This is a genomic window from Chryseobacterium sp. 14P4.3.2 (assembly GCF_057799275.1).
Genome location: NZ_JBYOKO010000006.1, coordinates 56,801 through 72,618 on the forward strand (window position 1 = coordinate 56,801; position 15,818 = coordinate 72,618).

The following is a 15,818-nucleotide window of genomic DNA, read 5'->3' on the forward strand; positions in this document are numbered from 1 at the left end:
TTTTAATCAAATTTTTTAACTATTAGTGCAGAATTGGTTCCCCCAAACCCAAAAGAATTCGACAAAAATACATCAATTTTTTGATTTTTTGTTTTTGCGACCAAATTTATCCTTTGTGCTTCATTATCAGGATTTTCCAGATTAATATTTGGAGCGACAAAATCGTTCTGCATCATCAGAATTGAGTAGATAACTTCACTTGCACCTGCCATCCAGCACTCGTGTCCGGTCATAGATTTGGTAGAGCTTACAGGAACTTCACTGCCGAAAATCTCGTAAATTGCTTTTGCTTCATTGGCATCCCCAATAGGAGTAGAAGTTGCATGAGCATTGATATAATCAATATCAGAAGCTTTTAACCCTGACTGTTTAAGCGCTCTGTCCATTGCCAAAGCTGGCCCGTCCACATTTGGGGTTGAAATATGTCCTCCGTTTGAAGAGAAACCATATCCAATAATTTCAGCAATAATAGGCGCTCCTCTTCTTTGGGCAGATTCTAAACTTTCCACGATCAAAGTAGCGGCACCTCCGCTTGGGATCAATCCGTCTCTTTCTACGTCGAAAGGTCTGGATGCTTTTGTTGGTTCATCTTCTCTGGCTGAGAAAACGCCCAATCCATCAAAGCTCGCCATAGAATATTTATTGGTTTCCTGAGCTCCTCCACAGATAATCATATCCTGCAAACCATTCTTGATCATCACATAAGCCAGTCCCAATGAGTGTGAGCCACTTGCACATGCTGCACTTATGGTAAGATTGATCCCTTTCAGCCTAAAGATCGTAGAAAGGTTCATGGTTACTGTAGAGTTCATTGATTTAAAGATCGCTCCCGATCCCATCAATGTTGTATCTTTCTTTTCTCTTGCTATATCAATAGACTCTACTACCGCCTTGGAAACACTGTCATTTCCATATAAAATTCCTACCTCATGAGAATCTAAAAACTCTTCATCCAGATTTGCCTGCTTCAATGCATCAAGGGTAGCCAGATAAGCATATTCGCTTTCTTCACCCATACTGATACGCTGGCGTCTGTTTAAAAGATTCTTCAGGTCCGGTTTTGGAACAACACCTGTAAGGCCTGATCTGAAGCCAAATTCTTTTCTTTCTTCATCTAAAACAATTCCGGATTTTCCTTGATATAGGGATTCCCTGACCTCTTCTAAAGATGTCCCGATGCAGGAATAAATTCCCATTCCGGTAATTACAACCCTATTTTCCATTTTATGAATAAATTCCTCCGTTAATATTAATCACTTCTCCTGTAATGTATGAAGCTTTTTTAGACGCTAAAAATGCCACAAGGTCAGCTACTTCTTCTGCTTCTCCAAATCTGTTGGCAGGAATCATTGCTTTCAATTCTTCTTCATTGAATTCCTGGGTCATATCGGTTCTGATAAAACCAGGAGCTACAGCATTCACAGTAATATTTCTTTTGGCAACTTCCTGAGCAAGAGCCTTTGTAGCCCCTACCAATGCTCCTTTCGCCGCAGAATAATTCGTTTGGCCAGCAGTTCCTTTTACTCCTGAAACAGAAACCATATTGATGATCCTTCCGTATTTGTTACGAAGCAGTTTTTGGATAAAGAAATTGGTTACATTGAAAAATCCATCCAGACTTGTATTGATCACGCTGTTCCAGTCTTCTTTCTGCATCCACATAAAAAGACCGTCTCTGGTAATTCCGGCATTATTGACAATAACTTCTACCAAGGCATCAGGGTTTTTCTCCTGCCAATCTGTTAGAACAGCTTTTGTTTCTTCAGTGTTTCCTACATCAAATTTAAGAATTTCTCCTGTAGCACCCAATTCTTCTACTTTAGCCAATGTTTCTTTTGCTGCCGTTTCATTTGAAGCGTAGTTGATGAGGATATGATAGTTTTTTTCTTCAGCCAGTTTTATACAGATCGCTCTCCCGATTCCTCTGGAGCCTCCTGTTACAATTGCACATTTCATGCGTTAGTGTTTATATCGTTTTTAGTTTTTTTTAAGTGTAATGACAGTCTTTCTTTACAAGACAATTTATAACAGCTAATAGTTACATTCCTTTCAGATATTTCTTTACTTCCTCCAGATACGGATACATAACCATATCGTCTGAAAAAGGAGGTATAATTTTTCTGATGGCATCATACAGTTCTTTTGTGGATGACGAAACCTTATCCTGGAACCCAAGATATTCAACCGCCTGAATAATGGTAATGGCTTCAATCGCCAATACTTCAAAAGCATTTTCAATCACCTTTCTGCAGATCACAGCAGCATTGGTCCCCATACTAACGATATCCTGATTATCATTATTATTCGGAATACTGTGAACATACATTGAGTTTGACAGCATCTGGCTTTCAGCCGTAGTGGAAGTTGCCGTAAACTGTACTCCCTGCATCCCGAAATTGAAACCTAATTTACCCAGATTCACAAAAGGAGGCAAAATTTCATTGATTTTAGCATTCAGAAGGTAGTTCAGCTGTCTTTCTGCAAGCATGGTCAGTTTCGTTACCACAATTTTAAGTTTATCCATTTCTAACGAGATATAATCTCCGTGGAAGTTTCCTCCGTGGTAAACATGCTGATCCTCAACGTTGATAATCGGGTTATCATTCGCTGAATTGATCTCATTTTCAAGAACTTTCTCCGTATACTCTAAAGTATCCAATACCGGACCTAAAATCTGAGGCACACATCTTAAAGAATAATATTCCTGAACTTTTTCCTTGAATACTTTTTCCTGTTCTTCAAAGTGGGTATAAAGATGGTCTTCTCTTTTTCTGATCAGTTTACTGTCTGCCAGATGAGCACGCATTCTTTCTGCCACTTTCTGCTGGCCGTAATGTTTTTTCGTTCCATTCAACGCTTCTGATAAATGATCATCGTAAGCCTGAACAATTTCATTAATGGCACAAGAAAGTCTAAGGGAAATATCTGTCAGCTGGTTCGCTTTATAAGCATTTACAATTCCGATTCCTGACATCACGGAAGTACCGTTCATTAAAGCAAGCCCTTCACGGATTTCTACCTGAATAGGTTCCAGTTTTTCTGCTTCAAAAACCTCTTTTGTAGATTTTCTTTCTCCTTTATAAAATACCTCTCCTTCACCAATTAATACTAAAGCCAGGTGAGCCAGCTGAACAAGGTCGCCGCTTGCTCCTACTCCTCCATGTTCAAAAATCAATGGGATAATATCTCTGTTGATCAATTCCTGAAGAAGATAAACGACCGACTGGTGTACTCCTGAATTTCCTAATGATAAGGTATTCAGTCTTGCCAGCATGCATGCTTTTACCTCATCTGCAGGTAAAGGATTTCCAATTCCTGAAGAGTGGCTTCTTATAAGGTTATATTGAAGCTGATGGGTATCTTCGTCACTGATTTTAAACTGAGCCATCGGCCCAAAACCGGTATTCACTCCATATATTACTTTATTTTTTGAAAACTCCTTTAAAAACTGAAAACTCTTATCCACTCTTGACAAAAGTGATTCATCCAGTTCTATTTTTTCATTCCCAATGATAATTTTTTGAAAGTCTTTCAGTTCTAAAAAGTTATTTATTTTCATCAATTAAAAGTAATAGTTGATAATTTTGTAAAATATTAATTATTTGTCACTAATTTTGCGGCAAAGATAAAAGTTATTATTAAAATAAAAAATCAAAGATGAGCAAAGAATTTGTTGACGTTCTTGTAATCGGAGCTGGACCTTCCGGATGCGTCTCTTCTTCTTACCTGAAGAACAATAACGTCAGCGTAAAAGTGGTCGAAAAGACACGATTCCCAAGATTGGTAGTCGGAGAAAGCTTAATTCCAAGGGTAATGGACCACTTTGAGGAGGCCGGACTTTTCCCTGCATTAGACAAAATGGGCTTTGAAAAAAAGCTGGGAGCGCGCTTCCTTCGCGGCGACGAAGTCTGCATCTTTGATTTCAGCAACAAATTCGGGGAAGGCTGGGACTGGACCTGGCAGGTTCCGAGGGCTGATTTTGATAATACTCTTGCTCAGGAAGTCATTAATAAAGGAATTGATCTTGAATTTGAGACTGAAGTTATTGACATCAAATTTGACGGAACAGATTCAATAACGACGGTAAGAACCAAGGATGGAGAAACAAAAGAGATCCATGCTAAGTTTGTTATTGATTCCAGCGGTTATGGAAGGGTACTGCCTCGTCTTCTGGATCTTGAAAAACCTTCAAAACTTTCTCCTCATTCTGCTATTTTCTCTCATGTAAAGGACAGCAACAGAGAACCGGGTGAAGAAGGCACTTTAATTTCTTTTGATATTATTGAAACAGAAGTATGGCTATGGGTAATTCCTTTTTCCAACGGAAATACAAGTTTAGGAATTGTAGGGCCAACAGATTATATTGACAAATTATCTGAAAACGGAGATGCTGCTGAAGCGTTGAGAAAAGCTATTTCTCTTTCTGATTATTATGTAAAGCGTTTTGGGGATGTAGATTTTCTTTTTGAACCCAAACATCTGAAAGATTATTCTTGCTCTGTAAAGAGTTTATTCGGGGACGGATTTGCTTTAACGGGGAATGCTTCAGAATTCCTTGATCCGGTTTTTTCATCTGGGATGGCTTTTGCCACAGAATCCGGAATGCTGGCTGCAAAACTGGCTTTAAGACAATTAAATGGCGAGAAGATCAATTGGCAGACAGAATATTCGGATTATATTTTATACGGAGTAGATGTTTTTACTACGTATGTAAAAGAATGGTATACCGGAAATCTTCAGGAGTTATTTTTCCATCAACCGGAAAACCTAGACGTAAAGAAAAAGATTTGCGCTGTTTTAGCAGGCTATGTCTGGAACAAAGATAATCCTTTTGTGAAAAAGCATGATACAGTGATTAAAAATCTTGCCAACCTGATCAAGTTAGAAAAACAGGAACAGCAAAATCAAGCATAAAAAAACGGTCTGAAAATTCAGACCGTTTTTATTTTATTTTACAACTGCGTTAATTTCTTTTGCTAATTTTTTCCCGGTAATTTCGTAGGCTGCACCTATTCTTCCATATTCCCAGTTAAGATCATCATTCCCTTTATTACCTTCTATTTTATCTGCGATTAACTTCATCACTACTTTTGAGGGATTATCTGTTTCTACAAATGTCAGGTCTGCAGTTAATTTTCCTGGCTGAGTACCCATAAATCCTCCATACCAGCCTGCATATACCCATTTTGTATCAATAATTAAAGTATATTTCGCCTTTACATCACTTTTGAAGTATATCTTTTTTGATTTTCCATTGATTCCTTTAAGAAAGAAATCCAGAAATTCTGATGTTTTATATTTTTCCCATTGAGTATTCCAGCTATCCCAGGTATTTTGACCTTTTTTGGCTGTGATGTCTGCTTTTCTGTTTTCGAGATACTGAGCTTCTGTAAGATTTTTTTCGTGAAAAGTAACATTGTCAAATATGAACTTAACATTCACTTCTTTCTGATCTTTTAAAAAGTCAAAATTCCCCTGTTCAAAATTGATTTTATTTTGTGCAAATGTTGTTGTTGCAATTACTGCGAAAAGCAGCAATAATAATTTTTTCATAGTGTAATAGTTCTAATATTTAAGTGGCCAAAGATATTTAAAAAGGAAGTTTTCAAATGCTCTTTTATATTTAATTTTATCTTAAATCAATAAAAGTAATGGGTTTTCTGCTGTTTGGATTAAAAACAGTTTTAGACAAGATATCAAAATCAATGATTTCAATTTTAGGGCTTACCCTTAATTTTGCTCTAAAGTGATCCCTTACCTCATTGACAAAGCTATCGTGCTCTTCGTTTGTACTCAGTTTAATGATAATTTCGTCAAGACCAATCTCGTTAGCCTGAATGACAATCTGATAGCACAAAATAGTGTTGAAATCATTCAAAATATCATTCATTGCCGGCGGATATAGTGTTGTTCCTTTGTATTTGATCATCTGCTGCTTCCTTCCTACTACAGGACCTAACCTCATCGTACTTCTTCCACAGCGGCATGGCTCATAGTGAGCTTTTACAATATCTCCGGTTTTAAATCTTAACAGAGGAATCGCTTCCACTCCTAAAGTCGTAATCGTCAGTTCACCACTTTCCCCTTCTTTCACCGGATTGCCGTTATCATCCAGAATTTCCGTAATGATTAATTCCGGATGGTGATGCCCTCCGATCTGAAATTCACATTCTGTAAAAGCGGTACTCATTTCCGTAGAAGCATAGGTTGAAAATAGTTTTATATTCCACTTTTCTTTGATCTTCTGCGAAAGAATATTATCTGTAAAATCCTGGTTTTTGATACTTTCCCCGATGCATACAGCCCCATAAACACTTGAATTTTTATAATCCAATCCATGTTTTTCAGCATAATCAATCATTTTCAGCAGAAAAGAAGGAACGGTAATCAAATATTTAGGTTTGTATCTGAAAATAGAATCCCATTGCAGCTCAGGAATTCCAGGGCCCATTCTCACCACACTTGCCCCCATTTTTCTTAAGCCTAAAAAATAAGCAAGACCCGCCATAAACCGCTTGTCTATGGTGGTAATCATCTGAACAACATCTCCTTTCTGAATTCCCGCACAGACAAAAGAGACTGCTTCATTGTAAGCAAGTCTTTCAAGGTCACCGTCAGAAAGCCCGAAAGTAACCGGATCTCCTAAAGTTCCGGAAGTAGTACTGTAATCAACAATCTTATCCGGGGTTATGCAGAAAAAATCATGATTATACTGCTGCAAATCATTCTTCGTGGTCGTAGGAATTCTCTGAAGGTCCTCCAAAGTACGGATATCAGCAGTATGGATATTGTTTTCTTTGAACAATTTCTGATAAAAGGGTGAATGATTTTCAAGATAAGCCAAAAGCTCATGAAGTTTTCCTTCCTGAAACTTTTTTATTTCCTGAATATCTGCTTTCTCGATTGACGGATGAAATTCCAATGATTTTAATTTTTAAAGAGCAAATTTATTTAATTAAAATAAAAGATTAAAGTATTAAGGCCCTATTTATCTCTGAAACGTAAAAGTTTGCGTATTGGTATTTCCAGCGGTATTGATGGTTGTCACTTTTAAAGTATGAGAACCTGATCCTTTCGGGCATTTTTCATCAAAAGCGTAAACAAAATCATCCTTTACCCGGGCAAAACGAAGCCATTTTCCATCCAATTCTGCACGCAATGAAATAATATCTCCTATTTTCGTTGTTCCTCTTAGCCGTAAAGAGCTGCTGTTGACCAAAGCGCCTCCTTTCCAGCTGGATGAAACGGATGGCAGATTATGATCCGTAATTAATTTCGCATTCCCTAATCTGTTAAATTGTGCTTCAACCTTATCTCCGTTCCATTTCCCTTTTACCACATTGGTATCGCTTCCGTAATTAAGCAGAACTACTACTTTGTCTTTTTCGTCGCTGGTTAATTTTCTACTTGGTTTTATTTTCAAAGTATAATCATCCTGCACCGGAATATATGGATTATGAAGAACAATAGAGTTCGAAACTGAATTCAGATCGGCATCTTGTTTTTCATACATATTAAAATTTACCGCATCATATACTGCATTTTTACTGAAATTAATTTCGGCATTTTCGGTAGTGATTGTTTTACCTTCATTTGGCATTACCGTTTTACTTGTAGGCGAAGTTTCATCAGCAACTTTACCCAGCTGTACTTTTGTGGCCAGCCGGCTTGTATTTCCACTGACATCTTTTAAAATAATTTCAATATTGTGAATATTCTCATCCTGAAGGTTAATAATTCCTGACCAATTTGGCTGGCTGTAATTCTTAAGTTTCATCCCCGGCAAAGATGATAAGTGCTGAATACTCATTTTATCTCTGACAAATTTGGTATAATCGATGCAGCCATTGATATATCGGGTATCATCATAACTTACTTTATCTATGGAAAAACCATAGACCAGCTTTCCATCCATCAGTAATTCTGCGTGATAAATACCAAGATTAAATCCCTGATTAGCTTTATCTACAGCTTTGATTGCAAAGCTTATCATGGGAGAACTGACTCTCACCACATCAGAGCTATAAGTATTTCCTGCTTTTTTAACGGCAATTGCATTTGCTCCCGGCTCATAGGTGCTGAATCTGCGGTCATACCAATAAAGTCCACTGATAATGGGAGCTATATTATCGGGAATATTAAAACCAAAAAGCAATGGATTAAGGCATTCTTCTGTTTTGGTATCTCTTATTTCGAAATGCAGATGCGGCCCCGCTGATCCTCCGGTATTCCCGCTTAAGGCAATCAGATCACCTTTCGTTACAGGAAACTGACCTGGTGAAAAACTAATATCCTGTTCCCATTTTTCATCTTGATATTGTCTTTCCTTCACATACTCATCAAGTTTGTCAAAGTATTTGTTCAAATGAGCATATACCGTAGTATATCCATTTGGATGGGTAATATAAATGGCATTACCAAAGCCGTAACGTTCTACTTTTATCCGGCTTACATAGCCATCTGCTGCTGCAACTACTGATAAGTTTTCCTGACTATTGGTCCTTAAATCCAGTCCCATATGAAAATGATTGGTTCGTACAGCACCAAAATTAGCGGCCAGCTGCATAGGAATATTTAAAGGATTTCGGAAATAGTTTTGAGGATAATTATTCTGAGCCTGTGTAATGAGGTTATTAACAAGACAGATAATAAGAAGAATTTTTGAAAAAACTTTCATACAACATTTGGATTTATCGACTTAAATATATGAAATTTTAAGAGATGAGAATATGCTTTTTCCATTTCTGGATGAGAAAACACAGATTTTCACAGAGGATAAGAATAAGGATTTACATGGGCTGTACAACCAGTCAGAAATAATTAAAATTTTAAGAGAACTCAAGCCCTCAAACATGCCTAATCGTCCTATAAAAGAGGTCAAAACTTTCACTCATATACCATTCCCCCATTCATTTTCCAGCCACTTTTCATTTATATTTCTGAAATTGAAGTTTTTAATAGGTATTACCTAAATAAAACATATATTATAAACCGACAAATTTTAGTAAATTTGCAGACTTAATTAATCAACGATATTGAGATATTACAATGAGCCAATTTAAAGAATACAAAAACCTCAACCTTATTGACGTAGCAGAAAATGTAGCGGAATTCTGGAAACAGAATAAAACTTTCAATAAGAGTGTTGAGATTCGTGAGGGGCAACCTGAGTTTGTTTTTTATGAAGGTCCGCCTTCAGCAAACGGTATGCCCGGAATTCACCACGTAATGGCCAGAGCATTGAAGGATATTTTCTGTCGTTATCAAACCCAAAACGGGAAACAGGTTTTCCGTAAAGCGGGTTGGGATACACACGGACTTCCTGTAGAGCTAGGCGTAGAAAAAGAATTAGGAATCACTAAAGAAGATATTGGCAAAAAAATTTCTATTGAAGATTATAACAAAGCTTGTCGTGAAGCAGTAATGCGTTATACCGATGTTTGGAATACCCTTACTGAGAAAATCGGATATTGGGTAGATCTAAAGGATCCGTATATCACGTACAAGTCAAAATATATGGAAACCGTTTGGTGGTTGTTGAAGCAATTGTACGATAAAGGATTATTGTATAAAGGATATACAATTCAGCCTTATTCTCCAAAAGCAGGAACCGGTCTTTCTTCACACGAAGTAAACCAACCGGGTGCTTACCGTGATGTTTCTGATACAACGGTTGTTGCGCAGTTTAAAACTTTACCGGAAACTTTACCTTCATTTTTACAAGGTTTTGGAGATGTACATTTCTTAGCCTGGACGACAACTCCTTGGACGCTGCCTTCTAACACAGCTTTGACAGTTGGTCCGAAAATCGATTATGTTTTAGTAAAAACATTCAATCAATATACTTTTGAACCCATCAATATTGTTTTGGCTAAAGCTTTGGCTGGAAAACAATTTGCAAAAAAATACGCAGAAGGAACAGATGAAGATTTTGCAAACTTCACTCCTGAAACGAAAGTTATTCCTTACCAGATCCTAGCAGAATTCAAAGGTGCTGATTTGGTTGGGATTAAATATGAGCAGTTATTACAGTACGCTCTTCCTTATCAGAATCCGGAAAATGCGTTCAGAGTAATTTCAGGAGATTTTGTTACAACTGAAGACGGAACAGGTATCGTTCATACCGCTCCTACTTTTGGTGCCGATGATGCGAAAGCAGCAAAAGAAGCTAAACCTGAAGTACCACCAATGTTGGTTTTGGATGAAAACGAAAATCCAATCCCTTTAGTGGATCTACAGGGAAGATTTTTATCTGTAGTAAACGATGAAATCTATGGTTTTGCTAATGAATATGTAAAAGGAGAATACCTTAGCGAAGACGAAAAAAATACGGAATTAAATATTCAGAAGGATAACTTAAAATCTATCATTGCAGACTTAAGGGCTTATCTTTCTGTAGATGAAAGAATTGCTTTAAAATTAAGAAAAGAAAATAAGGCTTTCAAAGTTGAAAAATATGTTCACAGTTATCCGCACAGCTGGAGAACGGATGAGCCATTATTATACTATCCGTTGGATTCTTGGTTTGTAAAAATGACTGCTGTAAAAGACAGATTGGTAGATTTAAACAAAGAAATCAACTGGAAGCCAAAAGCAACAGGAGAAGGACGTTTCGCCAACTGGTTGGAAAATGTAAACGACTGGAACCTTTCCCGTTCAAGATATTGGGGAATTCCTTTGCCAATCTGGAGAACAGAAGATCTGAAAGAAGAAAAAATCATAGGTTCTGTAGAAGAATTATACAACGAAATCGAAAAATCTATTGAAGCAGGATTCATGAAAGAAAATCCGTTCAAAGATTTTATCATCGGAGATATGTCTGAGGAGAATTATGCTTTGGTTGATCTACATAAAAATATCGTTGACCAGATTATCATTGTTTCAGATTCAGGAAGAGCAATGAAGCGTGAAAGCGACTTGATCGACGTTTGGTTTGATTCTGGTTCTATGCCTTATGCTCAGCTGCACTATCCTTTTGAGAATAAAGAATTAATCGACAATAATAAAGCATTCCCTGCAGATTTCATTGCGGAAGGGGTTGATCAGACTCGTGGTTGGTTCTATACACTTCACGCCATCGGAACAGCGGTTTTTGATTCAGTTGCTTATAAAAATGTAATGAGTAACGGACTTGTTTTGGATAAAAATGGCGTGAAAATGTCAAAATCCAAAGGAAATGGTGTTGACCCATTTGAAACCATTGCTACTTACGGACCGGATGCAACGCGTTGGTACATGATTTCAAATGCAAATCCATGGGAAAACCTGAAATTCGATAGGGACGGAATTGATGAAATCAGAAGAAAGTTCTTCGGAACACTTTATAATACTTATTCATTCTTTACACTGTATGCGAATGTTGACGGATTCAATTATTCTGAAAAAGAGGTTGAAAACAGACCGGAAATCGATAGATGGATCCTTTCGGAATTAAATCTATTAATAAAAGAAGTAAAAGCATTCTACGAAGATTACGAGCCAACACGAGTAGCAAGAGCGATCAATACTTTCGTTAATGACAACTTGAGTAACTGGTACGTAAGATTATGCAGAAGACGTTTCTGGAAAGGAGATTATTCTGATGATAAGATCTCTGCTTACCAGACTTTATACACTTGTCTTGAAGTAGTGGCCAAATTATCTGCTCCAATTGCACCTTTCTTTATGGACCAGCTGTATCAGGATCTGAATAAAGTAACAGGAAAAGAAAATGTAGAATCGGTACACCTTACAGACTTCCCGGTTGCTGATGAAAATTTAATCGATCAGGATTTGGTTGAAAAAACTCACCTGGCTCAGACCATTACAAGTTTGGTTCTTTCTATCAGACGTGCAGAAAGCTTAAAAGTAAGACAACCACTTCAGAGAGTATTAATTCCTGTTTTGGATAAAAAGACAGAAGAGCAAATTGCAGCGGTTTCTGAATTAATCAAACAAGAAGTAAACGTAAAAGAATTGCAGTTAATTAATGCTGAAGAAGCATCACACTTAATTGTAAAACAGATAAAGCCTAACTTCAAAGCGCTTGGTCCTAAACTAGGAAAAGACATGAAGGTGGTAGGTGCCGAGATTACTAATCTGAATGCAGAACAGATTTCCACTCTTGAAAAAGAAGGGAAACTGGACGTTCAGGGATATGAGATCACTCTTGATGATGTAGAAATTTCTACAAAAGATATCCCGGGATGGACTGTAACTTCCGATGGAAAAATAACTGTGGCATTAGATTTGACGTTAACCGATGAATTAAAATCTGAAGGTATCGCAAGAGAGTTCATCAACAGAATTCAAAACCTGCGAAAAGAGAATGATTTTGAATTGACAGACAGAATTAATATCTCCATTGAAAAAAATTCACCATTTATTGAAGATATTATGAAAAATGAACAATATATTTCTTCTGAAGTCTTGTCAAATAAAATAGAAATTGTATCTTCACTTTCAAATTTTAACGAAATCGAAATCGATGAAGTTAATTTTAAGATAAATATTGAAAAAAATTAACATGTAGTTATTGTATTTCAAATTCCATTTCATAATTTTATTAAAAAAGAGAAAGAATATGTCAGACGAAAGAGTTAGATACAGCGATGCTGATTTACAGGAATTTAGGGCGATCATTAAAGAAAAAATAGAAAAAGCGGAAAAAGATCTTCAGCTGATCAGAGAAAGTTTCATCAATGACCAGAATAATGGAACAGATGATACTTCACCTACCTTCAAAGCTTTTGAAGAAGGTGCAGAAACTTTGAGCAAAGAGCAAAACTCTATCTTAGCCGGAAGACAGGAAAAATTCGTGCGTGATCTGAAAAATGCTTTAATCAGAATCGAAAATAAGACTTATGGTGTTTGTAGAGTAACAGGGAAGCTGATTCCTAAGGAAAGACTTTTAGCCGTTCCTCATGCTACACTGAGCATCGAAGCGAAAAATATGCAAAAATAACCGTAAGGTTTGTAAAATAATATTGGGTTTATACGGTATTCGAGGATACTTTATAAACCTAATTTTTAATGTATACCCATGGGCGAATTATTAATTTTAGGAATTATCATCGCCGTAATTTTACTGTTTTTCAACAGAGAAGGTATCAAAAACAGATTCTTTCCGGATAAACAGAAAAACTATACGATTGATGATCAGTTTAATTCTGATAAACGTGACCGGGAAAGAGAAATAGACCGACTGTTGAGTAAGATGGGCAAAAACGGAATCAATGATCTGTCTGAAAAAGACAGAAAAAGACTTGATGAACTGTCCAAAATGTAATAATTAAATATAAGAAATGGAATCTATCATAGTACATCCAAAAAATGCAATGGAGCTAAGCGCACTGAAAGGTGTTTTAAAAGAAATGAACATTAAATTTGAGAAGGCTCATGTTAAAAGTTCTTTCAATGGACAGAAAGTGATCAAGAAAGCAAGCGATAATAAACATATAAAGCCTGCAGCAAAGCCTTCAAAACCTAAAGGAGAATAATGAAAAAGATATTAGCTATCACATTTTTGGTATTGTTAATTGACCAGGCTTCAAAAATCTACATTAAAACGCATTTCAATCTGGATGACAGTGTCAATGTGTTTTCCGGTTTTAAACTGACTTTCGTAGAAAATCCGGGAATGGCTTATGGCTTTCACTTTGGTGGAATTATCGGAAAATATTTCCTCGTAATTTTAAGAATTTTCTTAATTGGTGGAATGGTTTATATGTTTAAAAAGTGGCTGAAAGAAGGAGCTTCAAACTATCTACTGATTCCAATGGCCATCATCTTTGCCGGAGCTATCGGAAATCTTATTGACGGAATGTTCTATGGAATGATCTTCGACAGCGGAACGGTTTATGACCCAAGTATTGACCGATGGATCGGCTACGGAGGGATCTCTAAGTTTGTTCCTATTGGCCACGGATACTCTACTTTTATGAAAGGATGTGTAGTGGATATGCTTCATTTCCCATTGGTAGACTGGCATGTTCCAGACAGCTGGCCATTGATAGGTGGAAAACATATTGAGTTCTTCAAATATATTTTCAACGTTGCCGATTCTGCGATTACGGTAGGAGCTGCATTCTTATTAATATTCAGAAAAAAAGCTTTTCCGAACGGCCTCGAGTTTTAAAAATATCTTCTTCGGATGAAAAAAATAATCAAAAATATTTTTAAATTTTTCCTGCTTCTTCTCGTTGCAGGAATTATTTTTATAACCTGGGCCAACTACAGCATCAAAAATGAAAGTGCATCGTTCGTATCTTATAACATTAAGGATGTTCCCGAGGCAAAAACTGCATTATTGTTAGGAACAGGAAAAACCTTAAGCAATGGAACTCCGAATGCCTATTTCTATAACAGAATAAAAGCAGCAGCCGACTTATTTAAAAGCGGAAAAACACAATACATCATCGTAAGCGGTGATAACAGTACCCAGGACTATAACGAACCCGAAGATATGCAGCTTGCATTGATTCAGCAGGGAGTTCCACAGGATAGGATCATACTGGATCATGCCGGATTCCGGACGTTGGATTCTGTGGTGAGAGCAAAAGATATCTTTGGACAGACTAAAATTGTGATTATCTCCCAAAAATTTCACAATGAAAGAGCCGTTTTTCTTGCTCAAAAAAATGGAATGGAAGCCTTTGGGTACAATGCAGAAGATGTCAATAAATACGCAGGATTAAAGACGAATATGCGGGAATATCTTGCCAAGACCAAAGTGTATTGGGATTTGCTATTTGGAGTAGAACCAAAATTTGGGGGAGAGAAGATAATAATTCCTTAACTTAGGTGGTATGAAAGCCATTCAGTTTTTTATATTAATCTGTACTCTTGTTTCCTGCAAGAAAGAAAATATTTATTATTACGCCAACAATAAAGAAATTAAAGACAGTACCGTCATTCGCTTTGTTGATACGGAATTAAAAAAACTGAATATTGATCCCAAGAAAAAGAATTTAAAAATTCACACCACCCTGGATTCTGTTTCTTATCAAACAAATCTGGATACTATAAGAACGAAGGTCTTCGAGATAGCTTCAAAAGACAATTCGATTCCAAAAGACAAGGCTCTTTTTGATGAATGGGTAAGGGAAAAAATAATAGTGGTAGATAGTAAAACCGCAAAAGTGGTAAAATTCTACAGCACATTTAAACCCCCTAAGTTTGACCGATATGACCTCAACATGGCGGGAATGAAAAAGCTGATCAATATGGGAAGTATTTTGAGTACAAATCCTAATGCTGAAATCCCTGAGGATTACCTTGTTATCTACGCCTCAGCGGTCATTCCTTCTGACAGTTCCAAAATAAACGAACATGCGGCAGAGTTCCTGTCAAAGTTTAAGGTAGACCATCTGGACAGAAGACATTACAATTTAAATTTTCTATCTTTTCCAGACGCCATTAAAATATTCCAAACCTTTAGCAGGAACGGTGTATGCAAGGAACCTTTCAGCATCCAAAGCATTTTAGAAAATGATAATTCCATATATACCCATAAGGAAGATTCGATCAAGATATTATCACCCATTGCTGCCAAGACCATCCAAAATCGTCTAGATTATTATAAAGACCACCATTACAGAATGTCTGATTCTCAGGTTAAAAGCACACAAAGTTTAATCAGTTTTGGAGTTCCCCCATCCTATTCTTTTATCATTAATGATGGAAAGTATACTTATTTTATTTATGTAGCAGGTGCCGTGGTTACCGATATTCACAAAAAACAATCAAAAATGATTCCGCTTACATGGATGAAAAGAATCGGAATTCATTACTATAACGCAATTAGAAAGTAATTTTGCTTAAATTTGCAATTCATTAAT

The 15,818-nt window shown here is 36.6% G+C and carries 14 protein-coding genes; 8 read left to right on the forward strand and 6 right to left on the reverse strand.

Annotated features, from left to right (window positions below; translation table 11 throughout):
- Nucleotides 1-2 precede the first annotated feature (2 nt).
- The 3 genes from AC27VX_RS10905 to flxA all read right to left on the reverse strand — a co-directional run bounded on the left by AC27VX_RS10905 (nucleotide 3) and on the right by flxA (nucleotide 3,559).
- Nucleotides 3-1,223, reverse strand: coding sequence for a beta-ketoacyl-[acyl-carrier-protein] synthase family protein (locus AC27VX_RS10905; RefSeq protein ID WP_300689504.1), 1,221 nt, complete (start codon nucleotides 1,221-1,223; stop codon nucleotides 3-5).
- Nucleotide 1,224: 1 nt separating this feature from the next.
- Entirely contained in the window at nucleotides 1,225-1,956 is a 732-nt protein-coding gene (gene flxB, locus AC27VX_RS10910; RefSeq protein ID WP_488695557.1) for a flexirubin biosynthesis SDR family reductase FlxB, read from the reverse strand.
- A gap of 82 nt (nucleotides 1,957-2,038) precedes the next feature.
- Nucleotides 2,039-3,559, reverse strand: coding sequence for a flexirubin biosynthesis tyrosine ammonia-lyase FlxA (flxA, locus tag AC27VX_RS10915; RefSeq protein ID WP_488695559.1), 1,521 nt, complete (start codon nucleotides 3,557-3,559; stop codon nucleotides 2,039-2,041).
- Between the two features lie 98 nt (nucleotides 3,560-3,657).
- On the opposite strand from flxA, the gene AC27VX_RS10920 reads away from it, so the two are divergent.
- The gene (locus AC27VX_RS10920) at nucleotides 3,658-4,914 is read left to right on the forward strand and encodes an NAD(P)/FAD-dependent oxidoreductase (RefSeq protein ID WP_236856387.1); all 1,257 of its coding nucleotides are present in this window, start codon (nucleotides 3,658-3,660) and stop codon (nucleotides 4,912-4,914) included.
- A gap of 33 nt (nucleotides 4,915-4,947) precedes the next feature.
- Here AC27VX_RS10920 and AC27VX_RS10925 read toward each other — a convergent pair whose 3' ends face one another.
- From AC27VX_RS10925 to AC27VX_RS10935, 3 genes are all read right to left on the reverse strand, one after another.
- Complete coding sequence (locus AC27VX_RS10925) at nucleotides 4,948-5,553, reverse strand: hypothetical protein (protein ID WP_236856388.1); 606 nt, start codon at nucleotides 5,551-5,553, stop codon at nucleotides 4,948-4,950.
- A gap of 76 nt (nucleotides 5,554-5,629) precedes the next feature.
- A complete protein-coding gene (gene flxY, locus AC27VX_RS10930; RefSeq protein WP_488695561.1) occupies nucleotides 5,630-6,922 on the reverse strand; it encodes a flexirubin biosynthesis putative acyl-CoA ligase FlxY in 1,293 nt (430 codons plus the stop codon).
- Nucleotides 6,923-6,988: 66 nt separating this feature from the next.
- Nucleotides 6,989-8,677 carry a M23 family metallopeptidase gene (locus AC27VX_RS10935; RefSeq protein WP_488695563.1) on the reverse strand — a complete coding sequence of 563 codons (1,689 nt, stop codon included), beginning with the start codon at nucleotides 8,675-8,677 and terminating at the stop codon, nucleotides 6,989-6,991.
- Between the two features lie 371 nt (nucleotides 8,678-9,048).
- On the opposite strand from AC27VX_RS10935, the gene ileS reads away from it, so the two are divergent.
- The 7 genes from ileS (at nucleotide 9,049) to AC27VX_RS10970 (ending at nucleotide 15,791) form a co-directional block, all read left to right on the forward strand.
- Nucleotides 9,049-12,504: an isoleucine--tRNA ligase gene (gene ileS, locus AC27VX_RS10940; protein WP_488695565.1), complete on the forward strand. Its 3,456-nt coding sequence runs from the start codon at nucleotides 9,049-9,051 to the stop codon at nucleotides 12,502-12,504.
- 58 nt (nucleotides 12,505-12,562) lie between these two features.
- Nucleotides 12,563-12,943, forward strand: coding sequence for a TraR/DksA family transcriptional regulator (locus tag AC27VX_RS10945; protein WP_045501318.1), 381 nt, complete (start codon nucleotides 12,563-12,565; stop codon nucleotides 12,941-12,943).
- Nucleotides 12,944-13,021: 78 nt separating this feature from the next.
- A complete protein-coding gene (locus AC27VX_RS10950; RefSeq protein WP_236856396.1) occupies nucleotides 13,022-13,267 on the forward strand; it encodes a DUF6576 domain-containing protein in 246 nt (81 codons plus the stop codon).
- A gap of 16 nt (nucleotides 13,268-13,283) precedes the next feature.
- Nucleotides 13,284-13,478, forward strand: coding sequence for a DUF2683 family protein (locus AC27VX_RS10955; RefSeq protein ID WP_236856397.1), 195 nt, complete (start codon nucleotides 13,284-13,286; stop codon nucleotides 13,476-13,478).
- A complete protein-coding gene (locus tag AC27VX_RS10960) occupies nucleotides 13,478-14,116 on the forward strand; it encodes a lipoprotein signal peptidase (protein ID WP_236856398.1) in 639 nt (212 codons plus the stop codon). Before AC27VX_RS10955 ends, AC27VX_RS10960 begins: the two co-directional genes overlap by 1 nt.
- A gap of 15 nt (nucleotides 14,117-14,131) precedes the next feature.
- Complete coding sequence (locus tag AC27VX_RS10965; protein ID WP_488695569.1) at nucleotides 14,132-14,776, forward strand: SanA/YdcF family protein; 645 nt, start codon at nucleotides 14,132-14,134, stop codon at nucleotides 14,774-14,776.
- A 10-nt stretch (nucleotides 14,777-14,786) separates the two neighbouring features.
- Nucleotides 14,787-15,791: a hypothetical protein gene (locus AC27VX_RS10970; RefSeq protein WP_236856400.1), complete on the forward strand. Its 1,005-nt coding sequence runs from the start codon at nucleotides 14,787-14,789 to the stop codon at nucleotides 15,789-15,791.
- Nucleotides 15,792-15,818 lie beyond the last annotated feature (27 nt).